Consider the following 16278-nt stretch of genomic DNA (forward strand, 5'->3'; position numbering starts at 1 on the left):
CCAGCGCGCTGATGGCTTCGAGGTCATGCCCCGCCAGCGGGCGCCAGCCGAGCGCGCCGGCCGCGATGAAGAGCAGCAGCGCCACGTCGCGCGCCGCGGTCAGCACGAACAGGCTCGAGAACATGCCCAGCGCGATGAGGCCGGCCCACATGAGCCAGCCGCTGCTGCGCCGCCGACCAAACCCGCCGGCCATCGATGAGCGCGTCAACAAGAACAGCGCCAGCAAAGCCAGCACGCCCACGGCCGATTCATGGGCTGAGAGCACCGGCAGCAGGCGTGCACCGATGTAGGCGTGCAGCAACGCGAGCAGCGCAATCGACATCAGCCGAGCGCTCCCTGCGCCGGTCTCAGGGGGCGCCGGCCGCTTCCTTGCAACTCGGGGCGCACACGAACTGCGTCTTGCCCAGCAACTTGCGCGACTTCAACACATTGCGCGGGCGGTGGGTACCGCACAGGAAACACGACATCGTCGTCGCGCCGAAGTGCCCCGCCACGGCGAATGGGGAACCCGACGCCTTGCTGCGGTAACGCAGGCCATCACGGTCGACAGCGGTCTTGACTTCAGGTTTTGTCATAGCGCGAGCATATTGGGGCATCCATGGACAGGACAAGGGCTAAGCCCAAAACGAGCGGATCGTCGCCGAAACGTCGAGCAACGGCGACGTCTTCTGGGCGTCGTAAGGCTCACCCGAGGCTTGCGGACCGATCTGTTCGAACAGCGGCGCCAGCTCCGGCGGTATGAAACGCGTGAGCGAACCATACACATGGCGATCGCCGAAAGCCTGCTGCCGGTGAACGTAAAAACGCTGCGGCACGATCAGCTGAAGGTGCTGTTGAGCGCGCGTCATTGCCCACGTAGAGCAAACGACGCTCCTCCTCGATCTCGGCGGCGTTGCCCGTGGCCATGTCCGAGGGCATGCCTCCGTCCACCGCGTTGAGCAGGCAGACCGCCGGCCACTTCTGCCCCTTGGCGAAATGCAAGGTCGACAGGATCAGGTAGTCCTCGTCGCGGTGCAGCACACCGGATTCGTCACTGGTGGCCTCGGGCGGGTCCAGCGTCAGCTCGGTGAGGAAGCGCTCCCGCGACGAGTAGCCGCCTACGACAGCGTCGTCAAGCCACGACCCAAGCCGGCGAAGCAGGGGTAATATACTGTATATAAATACAGTTACTCGACTCGACTGTAGCTAAGTGGATACCCCGTCATAGGCGTCCAGTTAGCGGAATGCCCATGCGCCTGCTACGCGTTCGCCCAAGCATCATTTCCACATGCCTGTATTGATTGAAACGGCCTCCTCGACCGACAAGACCCTGATCGCTTGCAAGCGCTTTTACCCGCGCGCTGCAGCAGCGCCGAGGCACGCCTGCGCTTCTACGCCTCGCAGTTCTCTTTGGTCGAAGTGGACTCCAGCTACTACGCCATGCCCGCACCCCCCAGCTGTGGGCCGAACGCACGCCGCCCGGCTTCACCATGAACGTGAAGGAATGCACATCCAGGCAGCGCTCGGCCCGCCTGGAAAGCGAGCGCTTTACTACCAGGACACGCCAGCGGAAATTCGCACCGAGCTGTGGCGGCGAGTCAAGGAGGCGCTCGAGCCGCTGCGCGCCAGTGGCAAGCTCGGCTTGCTGCATTTTCAGTTTCCGCCCTGGCTGCGGTGCAACCGCGAGGGCCATGCTCACGTTGAGCACTGCGTCGATGCAATGGCCGGCTACAGGCTCAGCGTCGAGTTCCGCCAGCGCGGCTGGTTCGAGCCGGCGCAGTCCGACTCGAACTTGGCGTTTCAACGCGAGCTGGGCGTCGTCTACACCGTGGTTGAAGGGCCGCAGGGCTTCGACAACAGCGTGCCAGCCCTCTGGTGCGCCACGCATGCGACCCATGCGCTGGTGCGCCTGCACGTCCGCAACGCCGCGAGCTGGGACATCCAGGGCGCGAGCGCCGCGTCAGATCGCTTTAACGACGACTATCCCGACAGCGAACTCGACGGCCTGAGCGCGCACATCAAGCGACTCGCGCAAGACGTGCTCGAGGTCCACGTCGTCTTCAACAACAACATGCAAGACCAGGGGCAGCGCAACGCCGCGTCGCTGGCGCGTCGCCTGTTCGCCCTAAGCCCTGACGTTCGCAGTGCCCGCCTAGAATTGCGGCCGGGCGAATGGCGCCGGGCTTGCAAGGAACGCCGTGGATTTGAAGCTACCAATCGTGCTGTTCGATGAGCTGAGCGACTCCGTGGTGCGCTCCACCGGCATGCTCGACCTCGCCAGCGGCGAGATCCGCAACGTGCAGCACGAGGACTACGACAAGGAAAAGCTCGGCCTGCCGGCCGAACACGAAAGCTACGAGTTCACCTCCGGGATGCTGGTCAATGGCAACAAGGAAGTCGAGTTCCGCGTAGAGGTCGACGCCATGTCCGGCACCTACTCGGTCACGCCGAGCGAGCTGCTCGAGTTGAAGGGCCGCGCCGCACGTTTGTTCACGGCGCCGCCGACCAACGGCGGTACCCCGGCCCGCGCGGCGAATGGCCGACCCGACAAGCTGCACTGACGCCACGCGACGGCGCGGCACCGCTCGGCGTTGCGGTAAGTCGCTATCGGCGCGATGTCTACACGTGAGCCGGAACCTCGCGCAAAACGCTTGAGTCGAATTGATGCGACGCTGACTGCTCCGCGGGTTGCCGCTCACAAAAAGGGGATCAGCGATGGAAGAGGCACTGAAGGAACCCGGCCCGCAGGCCAAGCCGGCCAAGCCGCTGGCCAAATGACTCATCGCGAGGGAGACGGTACCGGGCTCAGGCGCGGGCCGTCGGCGTCAGTGCCAGCGGCACGACGTTGTCGTGCCCCGCCCCGCCGAAAGCCTGCTCGCGCAGCAGTGCCAACTGGTCGCGCACCCGCGCGGCCTTCTCGAATTCCAGATTCCTCGCGTGCTCGAGCATCTGGCGCTCGATCTGCTTGATGCGCTTGCCGAGATCCTTCTCGCTCATCACCTCGAGCTCGGCCGCGGCCTGTGCCGCCTTCAGGTCGTCGCCGCGGCTCTTGTCGGAATAAACACCGTCGATCAGGTCGCGCACTTCCTTCTTGATGCTGCGCGGCGTGATGCCATGCAGCGCATTGAAGGCGACCTGGCGGGCGCGGCGGCGGTCGGTCTCGTCGATCGCCCGGCGCATCGATTCGGTGATCTTGTCGCCGTAGAGGATCGCCTTGCCCTTGAGGTTGCGCGCGGCGCGGCCGATGGTCTGAATAAGCGAGCGCTCGGAGCGCAGGAAGCCTTCCTTGTCGGCGTCGAGGATCGCCACCAGCGACACCTCGGGGATGTCGAGCCCTTCGCGCAGCAGGTTGATGCCCACCAGCACGTCGAAGCTGCCGAGTCGCAGGTCGCGCAAGATTTCCACGCGCTCGACGGTGTCGATGTCGGAGTGCAGGTAGCGCACCTTCACGCCGTTGTCGGCCAGGTAGTCGGTGAGCTGCTCGGCCATGCGCTTGGTCAGGGTGGTGATGAGCACGCGCTCATTGACTTCCACGCGCAAGCGGATCTCGCCGAGCACGTCGTCAACCTGGTGCGTTGCCGGGCGCACCTCGACCTCCGGGTCGACCAGGCCGGTCGGCCGCACCAACTGTTCGACCACCTTGCCCGCATGCGTCTGCTCATAGGCGGCGGGCGTCGCCGAGACGAACACCGCCTGGCGCATCTTGCGTTCGAACTCCTCGAACTTGAGCGGCCGGTTGTCCAGCGCACTCGGCAGCCGAAAGCCGTACTCGACCAGCGTGGTCTTGCGCGCACGGTCGCCGTTGTACATGCCGCCGAACTGGCCGATCAGCACATGCGACTCGTCGAGGAACATCAGCGCATCCTTGGCGAGGTAGTCCACCAAGGTCGGCGGCGGCTCGCCGGGCGCAGCGCCCGACAGGTGTCGCGAGTAATTTTCGATGCCCTTGCAGTGGCCCACCTCGGTGAGCATCTCCAGATCGAAGCGCGTGCGCTGCTCGATGCGCTGCGCCTCCACCAGCTTGCCCTCGCTCACGAACTGCTTCAGCCGCTCGGCCAGCTCGAGCTTGATGGCGGCAGCGGCGGCCAGCACGCGCTCGCGCGGCGTGACGTAGTGGCTGGCCGGATAGACGGTGAAGCGCGGCACCTTCTGGCGGATGCGCCCGGTAAGCGGGTCCAGCAGCGACAGCGCCTCGATTTCGTCGTCGAACAGCTCGATTCGAATCGCCAGCTCGGAGTGCTCGGCGGGAAAGACGTCGATCGAGTCGCCACGCACGCGAAACGTGCCACGCGCGAAGTCCGCGTCGTTACGCTTGTACTGCATGGTGATGAGCCGCGCGATCAGGTCGCGCTGGCCGATCTTGTCGCCGCTGCGCATGATCAGGCGCATCTGCGTGTAGTCCTCGGGCTTGCCGATGCCGTAGATGGCGCTCACCGACGCCACCACGATGGTGTCGCGCCGCTCCAGCACGCTCTTGGTGGCCGACAGGCGCATCTGCTCGATGTGCTCGTTGATCGCGCTGTCTTTCTCGATGAACAGGTCGCGCTGCGGTACGTAGGCCTCGGGCTGGTAGTAGTCGTAGTAGCTCACGAAGTACTCGACCGCGTTCTTGGGAAAGAACTCGCGGAACTCGCTGTAGAGCTGCGCGGCCAGCGTCTTGTTGGGCGCAAACACGATCGCCGGGCGACCGAGCCGCGCGATCACGTTGGCCATGGTGAAGGTCTTGCCCGAACCGGTGACGCCGAGCAAGGTCTGGAACACTTCACCATCGTTGATGCCCTCGACCAGCTGGTCGATCGCGGCGGGCTGGTCGCCGGCCGGCGGATAAGGCATGAAAAGCTGGAACGGCGAGTCGGGAAAGCTCACGAACTCGCCCTGGGACGGCTCGACGATCGGTACGGCAACCGGCTCGAGGGAAGTAGAGCTCATGGGCGCTGGGGCTCGCTAGAATTCCGGGTTTCCCCGGAGGCAGGGCAAACCGCCAGCGTAGCCGAAGCCCGAAGCCCTTGCCACCCGGCCATCAACCCTTGCCAGAGCCACCCATGTCCGCTTTGTTTTCCGCCGTTGAAATGGCGCCCCGCGACCCGATCCTCGGCCTCAACGAGCAGTACAACGCCGACCCGAACCCGGCCAAGGTCAACCTCGGCGTGGGCGTCTATTACGACGCGAACGGCAAGCTGCCTTTGCTCGCCTGCGTGGCGACGGCCGAGAAGCAGATGCTCGAAGCGCCGAAGGCGCGCGGCTATTTGCCCATCGACGGCATCGCGGCCTACGACAAGGCCGTGCAGAGCCTGGTGTTCGGCGAGGCGGCGACGCAAAGCGGGCGCATCACCACCGTGCAGGGCCTGGGTGGCACCGGCGGCCTGAAGGTCGGCGCCGACTTCCTCAAGCGGCTCGCGCCGAGCGCAGCGGTGCTCATCAGCGACCCGAGCTGGGAGAACCACCGCGCGCTGTTCACCAACGCCGGTTTTGCCGTCGGCACCTATCCCTACTACGACGCCGAGCAGCGAGGCATCGCTTTCGAGGCGATGCTGGCCACGCTCGGCGATGCCGCCGCCGGCACGGTCGTGGTGCTGCATGCCTGCTGCCACAACCCGACCGGCTACGACCTCACACCCGCCCAGTGGGAGCGGGTGATCGCCACGATCCAGTCGCGCGGCCTCGTGCCGTTTATCGACATGGCCTACCAGGGCTTCGGCCAGGGCCTGGCCGAAGACGGCGCGGTGGTGCAGCAGTTCCTGGCCGCGGGCCTAGCGTTCTTTGTCTCGACCAGTTTTTCCAAGAGCTTTTCGCTTTACGGCGAAAGAGTCGGCGCACTCAGCGTAGTCTGTGCCAGCAAGGAAGAAGCGACGCGCGTGCTCAGCCAACTCAAGATCGTGATCCGCACCAACTATTCGAACCCGCCGACCCACGGCGCTTCGGTGGTTGCCACGGTACTCACCACGCCGATGCTGCGCGCGCTCTGGGAGCAGGAGCTGTCGGGCATGCGCGCGCGTATCAAGGCGATGCGTTCGGCACTGGTGCAAAAGCTCCAGGCGGCCGGCGTCAAGGGCGACCTCGGCTTCATCACCGCGCAGCAAGGCATGTTCAGCTACTCCGGGCTGAGCGCCGCCCAGATGCAGCGCCTGCGCGGCGAATTCGGCATCTACGGCCTGGACTCCGGCCGCATCTGCGTGGCCGCACTCAACGAGCACAACCTCGACGCCGTGGCGAAGGCGATGGCGGCGGTCGGCTGAGATGACTACCGCCACGCACCGGCGCTACTGCCCAAATGCCCCCGCAAGAGCCGCTTGGCAGCCCTTGGGGCGCCCAGCCCTTTGGGGGCAGCCCGGCAAAGGCTGAACGCGGGCACCGACGCCGGCCGGCGTCGTTCAGGCGCTCGGGGATTTTGCAAATCTTTGCAAGCCTTGGGGCGCAACCCATGCACCGATCGACGGTCTGGTGCGTTAAGCCCTGATCTGGCCGCCGTTGCGGCCGAGGTACAGCATGAGAACTCCTGCCCTCCTGGTTCAACGTGGCTGGGCTGCTCTGGCGGCGCTGGCTGCGTCCTTGCTGGTGGTCGCCGCACCCGCGTATGCCAATGACGACGAGGCGGTCGACCCGCCAGCCCGCGTCGGGCGCATCAGCGCATTGCGCGGCCAGGTCGACCGCTCCAGCGGCCTAGGCGCCGCGTGGGAAGCCGCGCGCATCAACCAGCCGGTCACCGGCCAGACGGCCCTCTGGGCGCCACCGGGCAGCCAGGCGGAAGTGCGCATCGGCAGCGGCTCGGTGCGGCTGGATAGCAACACGCAGGCGGTGTTCTCACAGCTCGACGACCACGGCATCGCCCTCGACGTGGCGCAGGGCACGGTGCGCGCGCGGGTGCGCAACCTGCCGAGCGGCGACCACTTCAGCATCAGCGCCGATGGCGTGCGCGCCGACGCGCAAGGCCCCGGCGACTACCGTGTGAGCTACGACCCGGATCGCCGCATTTACACGGTCGGCGCGATTGCCGGACGGCTGCGCATCGTCTCGCCCAACAGCAGCTTGCTGCTCGAGGCCGGGCAGCAAGGCATCATCGAGCGCGGCGGTGACAGCCTGCGCATCGACCGGCTCGGCGCTCTGGATGACTTCGACGCCTGGGCCGAGGCGCGCGACCGCGATCAGGACCGCCTGGCCTCGACTCGCTACGTGTCACCTGAAACCACCGGCATCGAGGCGCTCGACGAATATGGCCGCTGGGAAGTGGCCGACGACTACGGCGCGGTCTGGTATCCGCGCGCCGTGCCATCGGGCTGGGCGCCCTACCGCTATGGCCACTGGGCCTGGGTCTCGCCTTGGGGCTGGACCTGGGTCGACGACGCGCCCTGGGGCTTTGCGCCCTTCCACTACGGCCGCTGGGCGCTGCTGGGCAGCAACTGGGGCTGGGTGCCGGGGCCGATCGTGGCGCGGCCCTATTACGCGCCGGCGCTGGTCGGCTATGTCGGCGGACGCGGCGGCAGCGGGGTGAGCGTGAGCATCGGCATCGGCATCGGTGCGCCGATCGGCTGGTTTCCGCTCGCACCGTACGAGTATTACCACCCGCCCTACCGCAGTAGCACCGGCTACGCCAGCCAGGTCAACATCATCAACGTCACCAACATCAACAACGTGACCAACGTGACCAACGTGCAACGCCCTGCCGGCAACGGGCGCGCCGGGCGCCTGCCAATGCCAGACGCGGCGGTCTACCGCTATGCGCAGCGGCCGGAGGCGGTCACGGTGGTGAGCGAGGACAGCTTCCGGCATGCCCGCCCGATCGGCCGCGATCGACTGCCGCTGACCGCGCAACAGGCGGCGCAGTTGCAGCCGGTGGCCGCCGCCCTGCCGGGCCCGCGCGAGCGGCCGGGCGTGGCGTCGAGCATCGCACCGCGCCCGGCCACGGTACCGGCTGGCATGCCGCTGGCGGTGTTGCCCGCACCGGCACCGAGCGCCTTCGTGCGCGGCAGTGACGCACCGCAGCGCCCGCGCGCCCACATCCCCGGCCCACGCAACGAGCGCGCTGGCATCGACGACGATCGGCGCGTTCGTGCATTGCCGGGCGTGCGCGAGGCCAACGAGGGACGCGTGGTGAACGAGCGGCTGCGCCCGTGGCCGTCGAACGTGAACCCGGCGGCAGGCACGCACGCGGTGGAGTCGCCAGCGCAACCTGCACCCGCAGCGCGCAATGAGGCACCGCGGGCCGCGCCCGGGATGGCGCCCATGCCCGCAACCGAAGTCGCGCCGGCACTGCCGCGTGACGGGCGCGCGGCCCAGCCGGCCCGCCCGGACGCTGCCGAGCGCTTGCCGCAGCGCCCTCGCGACGAACGCCAATCCGACCGCGGCCGATCGTCGCGCGAGGAACGCGACGAGCGCGTCAGCGCACCGCGACCGGCGCCCTTCGATCGTGCTGCTGCGCCTGTGCAAGCGCCCGCCGCAGCCATGCCGGCGCCTCGAGTCGCGCCTTCGCCTCCGGCGATGCCGCGCGAGCTGCCACCACCGCAGCAAGCCAGGCCCTCGCCGGTGATGCCGCGCGCGCTACCGCCACCGCAGGCCATGCCGGAACCGCGCATGAACGCACCGTCACCCGCCGTGGTCATGCCTGCTCCGCAGATGGCGCCGCGGCCACAGCCGCAAGCCGCGCCGGTGGTGCGCGAACCGCAGCAGCAGCAGGCGCGCGAAGCGGGCAACGATCCCGGCGCGCGCGGCGACGGGCAGGCACAGCACGGCGGGGGCCGCATACGGTTTGAACGCTGAAGCGAGCAGGCGCGCGGGCCATCGCGTCCGCGCACGGCCCCGATCGCGCCAAATCTGCGCAGCGCCGCCGGGATTGACCGACCCGCGATTCGGGGTCGGCGCCAATCAAGGATCTGCAACTAGGGCAGGCGAGCCGCTTTTGCCGTAGAATGCTGCACTGCACCATTAGTGCAAGCACTTGGTGGCTGGCGGTACTTAGCAAGGCCGACCGAGCCGTCAAATCCGTCGAGGAATTTCATGCTCTACCAACTCTATGAAACGCAGCGTGCCCTGCTGAGCCCGTTCGCCGAATTTGCCAGCGCCTCGTCCAAGCTCTACAGGCATCCGCTGTCGCCGTTCGGGCAGGGGCCGGGCGCGCAGCGCGTGTCGGCCGGCTTCGACCTGATGCACCGGCTGACCAAGGAATACGAAAAGCCCCAGTTCAACATCACCAATATCCAGGTCGGCGATATCGAGGTGGTGGTGCAGCAGCAAGTCGCACTCGCCAAGCCGTTTTGCAAGCTGCTGCGCTTCAAGCGCTACACCGACGACGCGCAGCAACTCACGCGCATGCGCAAGCAGCCCAGCGTGCTGGTAGTGGCGCCGCTCTCCGGCCACCATTCCACCTTGCTGCGCGAAACCGTGCGCACCTTGCTGCGCGATCACAAGGTCTACATCACCGACTGGGTCGACGCGCGCATGGTGCCGGCCGACGCCGAAGCCTTCCACCTCGACGATTACGTGCGTTACGTGCAGGAGTTCATCCGCCTGCTCGGGCCCGACATCAACGTGATCTCGGTCTGTCAGCCGACCGTGCCGGTGCTTGCCGCCGTGTCGCTGCTGGCCAGCGCCGGCGAGTTCACGCCACGCACCATGACGATGATGGGCGGCCCGATCGACGCGCGCCGCTCACCCACGGCCGTCAACAACCTGGCGACCAACAAGAGCATTGAATGGTTCGAGCACAACGTCATCCAGCGCGTGCCGCAAAACTATCCGGGCGCCGGACGGCGCGTCTACCCGGGCTTCCTGCAGCACACCGGCTTCACGGCGATGAATCCGGACCGCCACCTGAACGCCCACTACGACTACTTTCTCGACCTGATCCGCGGTGACGACGACGGCGCCGAATCGCACCGTCAGTTCTACGACGAGTACAACGCCGTGCTCGACATGCCGGCCGAGTACTACCTCGACACCATCAAGACCGTGTTCCAGGACTTCGCGCTGGTCAACGGCACCTGGCGGGTGGCGGGCGAACTGGTGCGGCCGCAAGACATCAAGTCGACCGCCATGCTCACCGTCGAGGGCGAGCTCGACGACATCTCGGGCAGCGGCCAGACGGCCGCCGCCATCGAGCTGTGCGCCGGCATTCCGAAGACACGCAAACGGCACTACGAGGTCGCGGGCGCCGGCCACTACGGCATCTTCTCGGGCCGTCGCTGGCGCGATTTCGCCTACCCCGAGATCCGCGACTTCATCGCCAAGTACAACAAGCAGTGAACGCGGCGCTGGCCGAGCTCATCGACGCGGCGCTGCCGCAGACGCAGTGCACGCGCTGCGGCGAGCCGGACTGCCGCCGCTACGCCCAGGCCATCGCCGAAGGTCGTGCCGAGATCAACCGCTGCCCGCCGGGCGGCGCCGAGGGCATCGCGCGGCTGGCGACCCTCACCGGTCGGGCGTCGCTGCCGCTGGACCCTGCATGCGGCATTGAAGGCCCGCTGCGGCTGGCGGTGATCGACGAAGCCTGGTGCATCGGCTGCACCTTGTGCATCAAGGCCTGCCCGGTCGACTGCATCGTCGGTGCCGCCAAGCAGATGCATACCGTGATCGAGTCGCACTGCACTGGCTGCGAACTGTGCCTGCCGGTGTGCCCGGTCGACTGCATCGCGATGATGCCGGCGCAGCCCGGCGCGCAGCCGCCCACCGGCTGGGCCGCGTGGTCGAGCGCCGCAGCCGAAGCGGCGCGCACGCGCTATGCCGAGCGCTGCGCGCGCGCGAGTGCCGAGGCGCCGCCTGCGCCGGCCGAGCACGAACCACGGAGCGAGCGCATTGCCGCCGCGCTGGCACGCGCGCGCGGCCAGCGCACGCCCGGCAGCAAGCCGGACTGAGTCAGGCGCACGGAGCGCGGGCGCTGGGGCCCTGCAGCGCGCCGCGCGGCTGACAGAATTGCCAAGCATGAACATCCAGCAGATCGACACCTTTTTCGCCACCTTGCGCGCCGCGAATCCAGAGCCGACCACGGAGCTGGAGTACAGCTCGGTGTTCGAACTGCTGGCCGCCGTGCTGCTCTCGGCGCAGGCCACCGACGTGGGCGTGAACAAGGCGACGCGCCGCCTGTTCGCGCGCGCGCCGACCCCGCACGCCATGCTCGCGCTCGGGCTCGACGGCCTGAGCGAGCACATCCGCACCATCGGCCTGTACCGCACCAAAGCCCGCCATTTGCTTGCAACCTGCCGGCTGCTGATCGAGCGCCACGGCGGCCGGGTACCGCGCTCGCGCGAGGCGCTCGAAGCCCTGCCCGGCGTGGGTCGCAAGACCGCCAACGTGGTGCTCAATGCGGCCTTCGGGGAAGCGACGCTGGCGGTGGACACACACATCTTTCGCGTGGCCAACCGCACGGGGCTGGCGAGCGGCAAGACGCCGCTCGCCGTGGAGCGCCAGCTGATGCGGCGCGTGCCGCGCGCCTACCTGGACGACGCGCACCACTGGTTGATCCTGCACGGCCGCTATGTTTGCCGAGCGCGTCTGCCGCGCTGCTGGGAGTGCGCGGTGGCGCCGGTGTGCGGCTATCGGGAAAAGACGGCGGCGCCACACGCCAGCGCCGGATGACGCAGCGGGCTGCGATGGCGCCCCGCGAGCGCGACGCGGGCCTGCCAACGATGCGGTGTGACGCAAGGCATGCGGACTCGCCAAGAAGCGCGTGAGGCGGCCCCTACAATCCTCGCAGCGTCGCGGGGAGGGGCATGGCAACGATCGAAGAACTGGCCGAGCGGGTAGAGCGGCTGCTGTTGCGTCACCAGGAATTGCAGCGCACGCACGCACTGACGGTGCAGCAACATGCGAGCGTCGCCGCCGAGCGCGACTCGCTGCGCTCGCGGCTGGCCGCAGCGCGCCAGCGCATCGATGCGCTGCTCGAACGACTGCCGCTCGTCGCACCGCCGTCATCGACGCCGCCGACCGGCGTCGATGACGGCGCCGACGCCGGAGCCACGCGATGAAGCAGCTCGAAGTGATCATCATGGGCCAGAGCTACATCCTCGGCTGCCCCGACGGCGGCGAGCGTGCGCTGCTCGAAGCGGTGGGCAATGTCGACCAGGAGATGTGCGCGATCCGCGATGCCGGCAAGGTGCGCGCGCGCGAGCGCATCGCCGTGTTGGCGGCGCTGAACCTGGCCTATGTTCTGGCCGAGCGGCCGGTGCCGACAGCCGCGCTCGACGGCGCGCACACGGTCGATGTCGATGCGCTGGTGGCGCGCATCGACGAAGCCCTCGCACACGACGGCCAATTGCTGTGAATCACGCGTACGTCACGAAGCGCGGCGTACACTGGTTTTGTCCGTCGCGTTCGCGGGAGTTTTATATTTCCTTGAACCGATGCTCGTATGAGCCAGGGCTTGGAACATCGTGGAGCGGGCGTGATCGTCTCGCGTCAGATGAACCCGAAGCTCCACTGACCTCGCCCACCTGAACTGCCTGGGTTCAGGAATGCGGCTCCCGGTTCGTGGCGGACACCTAACATCCCCTTTTGCATGGCTTTCTGGCTGATGAAGTCCGAGCCCGGCGAGGCGTCGATCGACCACCTCGCCGCCGCGCCCGACCACACCCTGCCCTGGACCGGCGTGCGCAACTACCAGGCGCGCAACTTCATGCGCGACGACATGCGTCCTGGCGACGGCGTGCTGTTCTATCACTCCTCGTGTCCGCGCCCCGGCGTCGCCGGCATCGCCGAAGTGGCGTCGACGGCACGCACCGACGAAACGCAGTTCGACCCATCGAGCCCCTATCACGACCCCGCGTCCAAGCCCGAGGCGCCGCGCTGGTTCGGCGTGGACGTGCGGCTGGTGAGCAAGACGCGGCTGCTGGCGCTCGCCGAGATGCGCGCCGCACCCATGCTTGCCGGCATGCGCTTGCTGCAGCGAGGCAACCGTCTGTCGATCACGCCGGTCACGCCCGCCGAGTGGCGCACCGTGCTGTCCTTGCTCGAACGCGCCTGATGTTGGCTTGGCCGTTGGTGGCCGAGTTGCTGCTGCTCGGCAGCGCGACCGGCTTCCTCGCCGGCTTGCTCGGTATCGGCGGCGGCATGCTGCTGGTGCCCTTCATCACGCTACTGCTCACGCTCAAACAGTTTCCGCCGGAGCTGATCGTCAAGATGGCGGTCGCCACCTCGCTCGCGACGATTCTCTTCACCTCGATCGCATCGGTGCGCGCGCACCACGCGCGCGGCGCGGTGCGCTGGGACATCGTGCGGCGGTTCGCACCCGGCATCGTGCTCGGCTCGCTGATCGGCGCACAGCTCGCCAAGCTCCTGCCCGCACGACCGCTGACCCTGCTGTTTGCCGCCTTCGTGGCGTTCTCTGCCACGCAGATGCTGCTCGAGCGCAAGCCCAAGGCCGCGCGGCAACTGCCGCCTGCGCCCGGCATGTTCGGCACTGGCGGATTGATCGGTGTGCTGTCCTCGCTCGTGGGTGCGGGCGGCGCGTTCATCTCGGTGCCGTTCATGACCTGGTGCAACGTGCCGCTGCACACCGCCGTTGCCACCTCGTCGGCGCTGGGGTTTCCCGTCGCGCTGGCCGGCACGGTGGGCTACATCGTGGCCGGCTGGGACTTGCAGGGCCTGCCGAGCGGCACGCTGGGCTTCCTGTACCTGCCGGCGCTGGTCGTGGTGTCCACCGCCAGCGTGTTGACGGCGCCGCTGGGCGCGCGCGTTTCGCATTCGATCGACGTGCGCAAGCTGCGCCGCCTTTTTTCGCTGCTGCTCTACGGCGTCGCCGCCTACATGCTCCACCGCGGACTGCGCAGCTGAGCGCTGCGGCGCGCGGCCGAGCCGGCGCCGCGCGTCAACCAGCGCCGTCGGTGGCGCCGAACGCGATGCTCGCCAGCGAGACGCAGTTTCCACCGCGCTGCAAAGCCTGCTGCAGCGCGGCCTCGGCGGCCTTCAGCAGGTCAGCCTGACCGTGCGCGGTGTGCGGGAAGCTCGCCACCCCCATCGACACCGTGAAGCGCAGGGCTTCGCCGCTGCGCGGCACGAGCTGCGTGGCGCATTGCCGGCGCAGCCCTTCCATGCGAGCGTGGGCAGTTGCCAAGCCGACGCCCGAGAGCAGCAGCGCGAAACGCTCGCCGTCAAGGCGGCTCGGTGCATCCATGGCGCGCGTGTTGCTGCGCAGCAGACCGCCGAGCGCGTCGATCACGCGCGCCCGGCCCACGGCGTCGTGCGCCGGGCTGCCTTCAGGGGCTGCGTCGACGCTGACGTAGACGACCGCGAACTCGCGATGCTCCCGCGACGACAGGTCGAACTCGCGCGCCAATTGATCTTCAAACTGGTCGCGATGCACCAGCCGCGGCGCGTCCTCGCGCGGCGCACGCCCGTCGACCTCGGCGCGCAGCGCCTCGTTGCGGCGCTGCTGTTCCTCGAGCTGCTCGAGCGCCTGTTGCAACTGGCCGGCCACGCGTGCCTGGGCACTGCGATCGAGCCACACGCCGAGCAGCGCGTCCGCGCCCAACGCCACGCGCACGCCCACCAGTTCACGCCGCTGGCCGGCCAACGTCAGGCTGTGCTCGGCGACCGAGGGACCCTCGGTGGCGAGGGCGGTGTGGTCGGCGGCGCGCAAGGCATTGGCCGGCGACGCGCCGAGCAACTCGGTGTCGTTGTGCCCGTGCGCCGCCTCGGGTCGCTCGACGCCGAGCAGCGCAGCCGCCGCGGCATTGAGCTGCGTGTAGCGGCCGGCCTCGTCCTTCTCGTAGAACGCCAGGCCAAGGGCATCGAGCGCCACGCTCAGCGCGGACACGGTGGCGAGGGGCTTGGAGGGCAGACTCATGGGTGCTCGAGGGCGTCTGGTTCCAGGCAATCATAGTTCGCCAAACGCGGACCGAATCTCGGCGTTGCCACCGAGCGGCGTACTTCGATAGACGCGCTGATCGTCGGCGCGGACCCGGCCCGATCAGTCAACCGATCAGGGCCTGCATGCTGCGCTCGACCTCGGCGGTGAGCTGCTCCAAGCGCTCGAGCAGCGCCTCGCTGGCCTCTGCGAGTTGCGCCCGGCCTTCGGGCGTGGCCGCGGTGTCGATGGCCGCTGTCATCGCGGGCCACGCCGCGGCCGCGGCGGCCAGCGACGCGCGGATCTCCACGCTCGACAGCGGCGCCGCCTGCAATGCCGCGAGCGCCTGCCGAGCCTCCTCGGCCGTGCGGTGCGCCGCCTCACGCGCGAGCGTGGCGGCCGGCTCGGCCAGCAGCGCTGCGAGCAATGCCTCCTTGGCCAGCCGCTGGCTGAGCATGCGCTGGCGTCCGGCCAGGTTGATGACGTGCAGGCTCGGTGCCGCTCCGGCATGTTGCAGCGCGGTCGTCAGGGTATCGGCGGCGTCGAGCAGTGCCTGGGCCTGGGCGTCAAGCAAGAGCAGCGACGCGGCCCGCGGTGCGTCGGCGAGCCGGCGCTCGAGCGGCGCCCACGCCGTGAGCACGCCGTCCAGCAGGTCGCCGAAGGTGGGCTTGGACAACAGCCGCGTGAGCTGCTCGATGCGGCGTTGCACCTGCAGCACCGTGGCCGCCTGCAAGTCACGCTGCGCCGCGACGTCGCCGCCCGCGACCTGCAGCGCGTAGAGCTTGACCAGCCGCTGCGAGAGCATGCGCAATTGCCCGGCGCGGTTGATGCCGGCGGCTTCATCGACCGTGTCGATCAGCTGCTGCGCGCATTGGCCCAGGCGCTGCTTGCCCTGCATGGCGCCGGCGCGCAGCAGGCGATAGGCCTCGTCCTCCGGCACTTGGCGCGCGAGCATCAGGATGCCCTTGGCGCGGTCGACGAGCTTGCGCTCCTCGAAGCGCTGATTCAGCTCATCAAGCGCGCCGCGAAGGCCTTGCTCGCGGCGAAAGCGCGCTTGCGCCAGCTGCAGCAGCGCACGCAGGCGCGCCACCGCATAGCCCTGCACCACCCACGCATGCACGCCGGCATCGAGCGCGCGCTCGAGCGCTTCAACGCCGGCATCGCGCGTGAACGCCAGCACCGGCAGGGCCTGCGTGGCGCGCAGCAGCGCCAGCGCCTCGAACAGCGCGTCATGCGCTTGCGGCACCCAGCACACGACCACGTCGGGCGTGCGGCGCACGGCCTCCTGCACCAGCATGTGGCACGGGACTGCACCAAGCACGTGAATGCCGGCCGCGCTGAAGTCGGCGGCCAGGTCGGGCATGGCTGCGTCGGGGTCGTGCAGCAAAAGGATGGAAGTCAATCGCGGCGCCTTGTTTCAAGCAGGAATGGGGTGCCCGAACGGTAGCAAGGAGCACGCCCCATCGAGTGGCACGGCCGATTGGCACGCATGCTGCTATGCACAACGTGGGCGCAATGCTGCGCCCGGG

General features: G+C 68.4%; 16 protein-coding genes, 1 other RNA gene and 2 pseudogenes. 13 read left to right on the forward strand and 6 right to left on the reverse strand.

All coding sequences use genetic code 11. The features are described 5' to 3' along the window. From RMO12_RS14040 to RMO12_RS14050, 3 genes and pseudogenes are all read right to left on the reverse strand, one after another. A pseudogene (locus RMO12_RS14040) lies at positions 1-322 on the reverse strand (metallophosphoesterase); the annotation flags it as partial. Between the two features lie 25 nt (positions 323-347). Beyond that, complete coding sequence (locus tag RMO12_RS14045; RefSeq protein ID WP_309625048.1) at positions 348-575, reverse strand: hypothetical protein; 228 nt, start codon at positions 573-575, stop codon at positions 348-350. 39 nt (positions 576-614) lie between these two features. Continuing rightward, positions 615-1104, reverse strand: a pseudogene (locus tag RMO12_RS14050) (3'-5' exonuclease); the annotation flags it as partial. A gap of 213 nt (positions 1105-1317) precedes the next feature. On the opposite strand from RMO12_RS14050, the gene RMO12_RS14055 reads away from it, so the two are divergent. The 3 genes from RMO12_RS14055 to RMO12_RS14065 are packed head-to-tail and all read left to right on the forward strand — an operon-like array spanning position 1318 to position 2540. After that, positions 1318-1473, forward strand: coding sequence for a DUF72 domain-containing protein (locus tag RMO12_RS14055; RefSeq protein ID WP_309639763.1), 156 nt, complete (start codon positions 1318-1320; stop codon positions 1471-1473). Positions 1474-1483: 10 nt separating this feature from the next. Then, positions 1484-2212 carry a DUF72 domain-containing protein gene (locus RMO12_RS14060; protein ID WP_309639764.1) on the forward strand — a complete coding sequence of 243 codons (729 nt, stop codon included), beginning with the start codon at positions 1484-1486 and terminating at the stop codon, positions 2210-2212. Then, positions 2178-2540: a hypothetical protein gene (locus RMO12_RS14065; protein WP_309625205.1), complete on the forward strand. Its 363-nt coding sequence runs from the start codon at positions 2178-2180 to the stop codon at positions 2538-2540. Before RMO12_RS14060 ends, RMO12_RS14065 begins: the two co-directional genes overlap by 35 nt. A gap of 244 nt (positions 2541-2784) precedes the next feature. Here RMO12_RS14065 and uvrB read toward each other — a convergent pair whose 3' ends face one another. Further along, the gene (uvrB, locus tag RMO12_RS14070; RefSeq protein ID WP_309625206.1) at positions 2785-4908 is read right to left on the reverse strand and encodes an excinuclease ABC subunit UvrB; all 2124 of its coding nucleotides are present in this window, start codon (positions 4906-4908) and stop codon (positions 2785-2787) included. Positions 4909-5021: 113 nt separating this feature from the next. Between uvrB and RMO12_RS14075 the strand changes: the two genes are divergently transcribed. The 10 genes from RMO12_RS14075 (at position 5022) to RMO12_RS14120 (ending at position 13737) form a co-directional block, all read left to right on the forward strand. Next, the gene (locus RMO12_RS14075; protein ID WP_309639765.1) at positions 5022-6215 is read left to right on the forward strand and encodes an amino acid aminotransferase; all 1194 of its coding nucleotides are present in this window, start codon (positions 5022-5024) and stop codon (positions 6213-6215) included. Between the two features lie 250 nt (positions 6216-6465). Next, entirely contained in the window at positions 6466-8733 is a 2268-nt protein-coding gene (locus RMO12_RS14080) for a DUF6600 domain-containing protein (RefSeq protein WP_309639766.1), read from the forward strand. A 237-nt stretch (positions 8734-8970) separates the two neighbouring features. Further along, entirely contained in the window at positions 8971-10215 is a 1245-nt protein-coding gene (locus RMO12_RS14085) for a polyhydroxyalkanoate depolymerase (protein ID WP_309639767.1), read from the forward strand. After that, the gene (locus tag RMO12_RS14090; protein ID WP_309625210.1) at positions 10212-10823 is read left to right on the forward strand and encodes an RnfABCDGE type electron transport complex subunit B; all 612 of its coding nucleotides are present in this window, start codon (positions 10212-10214) and stop codon (positions 10821-10823) included. Before RMO12_RS14085 ends, RMO12_RS14090 begins: the two co-directional genes overlap by 4 nt. Before the next feature lie 67 nt (positions 10824-10890). Then, complete coding sequence (gene nth / locus RMO12_RS14095; protein WP_309639768.1) at positions 10891-11544, forward strand: endonuclease III; 654 nt, start codon at positions 10891-10893, stop codon at positions 11542-11544. Between the two features lie 134 nt (positions 11545-11678). Beyond that, complete coding sequence (locus RMO12_RS14100; RefSeq protein WP_309639769.1) at positions 11679-11933, forward strand: DUF904 domain-containing protein; 255 nt, start codon at positions 11679-11681, stop codon at positions 11931-11933. Beyond that, on the forward strand, positions 11930-12229 hold the full coding sequence (locus RMO12_RS14105; protein ID WP_309639770.1) for a cell division protein ZapA: 300 nt from the start codon (positions 11930-11932) through the stop codon (positions 12227-12229). Before RMO12_RS14100 ends, RMO12_RS14105 begins: the two co-directional genes overlap by 4 nt. 37 nt (positions 12230-12266) lie before the next feature. Next, positions 12267-12447, forward strand: a non-coding RNA gene (gene ssrS / locus RMO12_RS14110) — 6S RNA. 16 nt (positions 12448-12463) lie between these two features. Next, positions 12464-12928 carry an EVE domain-containing protein gene (locus RMO12_RS14115; RefSeq protein WP_309625322.1) on the forward strand — a complete coding sequence of 155 codons (465 nt, stop codon included), beginning with the start codon at positions 12464-12466 and terminating at the stop codon, positions 12926-12928. Further along, positions 12928-13737, forward strand: a complete 810-nt coding sequence (locus tag RMO12_RS14120) for a sulfite exporter TauE/SafE family protein (protein ID WP_309639771.1) — start codon at positions 12928-12930, stop codon at positions 13735-13737. Before RMO12_RS14115 ends, RMO12_RS14120 begins: the two co-directional genes overlap by 1 nt. A 34-nt stretch (positions 13738-13771) precedes the next feature. Here RMO12_RS14120 and RMO12_RS14125 read toward each other — a convergent pair whose 3' ends face one another. After that, entirely contained in the window at positions 13772-14749 is a 978-nt protein-coding gene (locus RMO12_RS14125; protein WP_309625324.1) for a diguanylate cyclase, read from the reverse strand. A gap of 127 nt (positions 14750-14876) precedes the next feature. After that, positions 14877-16151, reverse strand: a complete 1275-nt coding sequence (locus tag RMO12_RS14130) for a type IV pili methyl-accepting chemotaxis transducer N-terminal domain-containing protein (protein WP_309639772.1) — start codon at positions 16149-16151, stop codon at positions 14877-14879. Between the last annotated feature and the right edge of the window lie 127 nt (positions 16152-16278).

The sequence above is a fragment of the Methylibium sp. genome (assembly GCF_031393925.1).
In the GTDB taxonomy this organism is placed as follows: Bacteria; Pseudomonadota; Gammaproteobacteria; order Burkholderiales; family Burkholderiaceae_C; genus Methylibium.